General features: G+C 29.2%; 2 protein-coding genes. Both read left to right on the forward strand.

Annotation, left to right across the window (positions count from 1 at the left end):
• The coding region (locus tag L8T90_RS07745; RefSeq protein WP_263737161.1) for a toxic anion resistance protein at positions 1-764 on the forward strand (764 nt) is incomplete at its 5' end.
• Positions 765-768: 4 nt separating this feature from the next.
• The coding region (locus L8T90_RS07750; protein WP_263737162.1) for a ShlB/FhaC/HecB family hemolysin secretion/activation protein at positions 769-2,441 on the forward strand (1,673 nt) is incomplete at its 3' end.

Genomic DNA, 2,441 nt, shown 5'->3' on the forward strand with positions numbered 1-2,441 from the left:
GTAAATGGAAAATTGTAGGCGGAAATGAAAACAATGAAATTGATCAAAGTGTTGATTTTTTAAATACATTTTTTGCTGATGGCGCTATAGGGGATGAATTCTTTAAACTTTGGAAAGATGACAGTTCAGATTCTTATAATAAATTTAAAGCAGTTTATGAAGTTTATACAAACAAAGAGACTATAAAAAAACAAAAAGAAAAAGAAGTAAAAGTTGCTCAAGATGAATTTAATAATGCTTATAGTGCTTATAAAAAAACTTTAGCTGATTTGATAGAAAGAATTAACGAATATAACAAACTTAATGAGCAAGGTATAACAGATAATTTACAATCAACTTATGATTCTATCTTAGCTGATATTAAAGCACTTGATCAACTATACTCTAACTTAATGGGTTCTTATGATAATTTAAAAGATAATGTTTTTGTTAAAAATGACATTAAAGAAGTTGGAGGATATAATGGATATAGCGGTTCATATGAAATTTTAGGTAGTGTTAATTTACCTATTAAAGGATTATTACCAACATTTGATGAGCCTGGAAAAGGAGGAGGCGGTGAAGATCCAACTGAACCAGAAGTTAAACCTAATATCCCAAAACCTGATCATAACTTGGTAAAAATTGCTTATTTTGAAGATGAAGAGAAAGAAGAAAAAGAAGAAGCAGAAATAGGCGAAGCTAGTGCAGATGCGGGTGGAATTCGTTGTATAGTAAGCGATGAATCTAAAACTATGAATGTGTGTATTACAAGAAAGAGATAAGAGTATGAATAAAAAGATATTTTTTATAAGTTTAATCACAGCCCAAACTTTATTATGGGCTGAATCTGATGAAACAAAAGTTAGAAAAATGATAGAATTATCTCCTCATTCATCTAATCCTCAAGTTAAAAATTTAAGCAATAGCTTAAAAAACAAAGATCAAGCTATAGAGTATAAACAAGAAAAAGAAATAAAACCACAAAGTCAATCTCAAGAAAATGTTAGCTATATTAAAGATTTTATTTTGCATATAGATAATGAAGGTGAGACTTTTGAAAAATTAAAAATTAATAAGGCAGATATTTTACAAGTTCTAGAAGGTTATAAAAAACAAGAACTTAATCTTCAAAATTTAAAAGATATCACAAATATCATTTCTTATATGTGTCAAGTTAGTGGTTATCCATCAACTGTTGCTTATATACCACCACAAGATTTGAGCAATCAGGTAGTTCAGGTAAATATTGCATTTGGCACTTTAGGGAAATTTATCATAAAAGATGAAGAATCTTTAATTTCATCTTATGCTGTAAATAGTAAGTTAAATGAAAGCTTAAAAGGAAAAATTATAACTACCAAAAAGCTTGAAGATGCTATTTTTAGAATTAATGAGATGTATGGTATAAAAACATCAGCAACTTTACAATCTGGAACTGAATATGGCCAAAGTGATATTATTGTTGAAATAGAAAAAGATGACCCAGCTAGTTTTTTGATATATGCAGATAATTATGGAACCAAATCAACTGGTAAGTATCATGCAGGGGTAAGTGCTAGCTTTAACAATCTCTTTAAACAAGGAGATAATTATAATTTTTATCTACAAAATAGTGATGAACAACAAATTAATTTTGGAGCAACTTATAATACTTTTTTAGGGGACTTAAAAATTTCTCCAACTATCTCTAAAGGTTCTTATATACTTGCAGGGGAAAGATATGAAGGTTTAGGTGCTTATGGAACTTCTTTAAATATAGGAGTTAATTTTTCTTATCCTATATTCTTAACACACGAAGCCTCATCATATTTAATCTTTGGAATTACACATAAACAACTACAAGATTATTATTTTGATGGTAGTTTGGGTTTTAAAAAATACAGTGTTGTGGGTAATGTTGGAACACAAGGAACTTATAGAGGAATTCCAAATAACTCTTTTAGCTATACTTTTAATGTGTTTTATGGAAATGTAGATGATGATGGAGGTAGTATAACTTTAGCAGGACCTGAATTGGGTCATTTTGGAAAAATAAATCTAGATGTTAATAATGAGTATTATCTACACGAAAAACTTACCCATTTGTTTAGTTTTAGCTATCAAAAATCTATAGGAGGATCAATACTAGATAGTAGTGAAACTGCTTCTATAGGTGGTCCTTATGGGGTAAGAGCTTATTTAGAAGGAGAAGGTAGTGCAGATAATGCTGTAAAAGCTAGTTTTGGAATAAGATATGAAACCCCTTTGCCAGGATTTTATATTACACCTTTTTATGATATAGGATATTCTTGGTATGAAAATAGTGATAACTATATAGATGATCATTATTTTATGGATGCAGTAGGACTTGAATTGTTATATCTAAATCCTGGAAAATATTATGTAAAACTAGATGGAGCTAGAGCTGCACATCAGTATAAGTATGATGGAGAACACAGAACTAGAATTTATCTTAGTGG

It is taken from the genome of Campylobacter sp. RKI_CA19_01121 (assembly GCF_025771295.1).
In the GTDB taxonomy this organism is placed as follows: Bacteria; Campylobacterota; Campylobacteria; order Campylobacterales; family Campylobacteraceae; genus Campylobacter_D.